Here is a 591-nt window from a genome sequence, read left to right on the forward strand (position 1 = left end):
CGTCTCGCCTATGAGTTTGCCGATGCCATGATGCAGGTGGGGAAGTCATGACCATTCTCCGCCCCCAGCGCATCACCCCGCCGGCCGCGCCAGGCGCCCTGCTCAAGACCGTCGGCACGCCGGCACAGCCGCGCTTCCGCGCCGAGCCGGCCGACGATCCGGATTATCTGGCGCTCGTGCGGCAATGCCCGTGCCTGTATTGCGGCGTCGATCCCTGCGGCGAGGCCGCGCATGTGCGTCTCGCCTCCGCCGCCTTCGGCAAGTCGAGCGGCCTGCAGAAGAAGCCCGAGGACCGTTGGGCGCTGCCGCTCTGCCGGGACGATCACCTCAATGCCCGCCATGCCCAGCACAGGCGCGGCGAGGACGCGTTCTGGCAGGCGCTCGGCATCAACCCGCTGCTGGTCTGCGAACGGCTCTACGCCAGGCGCGGCGATCTCGTCGCGATGCGGGCCGTGGCGATGGTGGCGATTGCGGAGAGGAGCAGGACGTGAGGATCACAGACACCCCAAGCGCGAAGGCGCCGCCCGACGACCGCGCTAGCGACTGTCTACACTGCGCTCTTATGAACGCGGCAGACGACTGGCATCGTCA

The 591-nt window shown here is 68.9% G+C and carries 1 protein-coding gene; it reads left to right on the forward strand.

All coding sequences use genetic code 11. From position 1 onward, the window contains the following. The first annotated feature begins 47 nt into the window (after positions 1-47). Positions 48-491, forward strand: coding sequence for a hypothetical protein (locus AACY49_RS29980; protein WP_339501002.1), 444 nt, complete (start codon positions 48-50; stop codon positions 489-491). Positions 492-591 lie beyond the last annotated feature (100 nt).

It is taken from the genome of Pseudomonas sp. EL_65y_Pfl2_R96, assembly GCF_963970905.1.
Lineage (GTDB): Bacteria > Pseudomonadota > Gammaproteobacteria > Pseudomonadales > Pseudomonadaceae > Aquipseudomonas.

What these genes read in the sequence shown, in the direction of transcription:
- AACY49_RS29980 (WP_339501002.1), top strand. Translation starts at nt 48, where the DNA reads ATGACCATTCTCCGCCCCCAGCGCATCACCCCGCCGGCCGCGCCAGGC.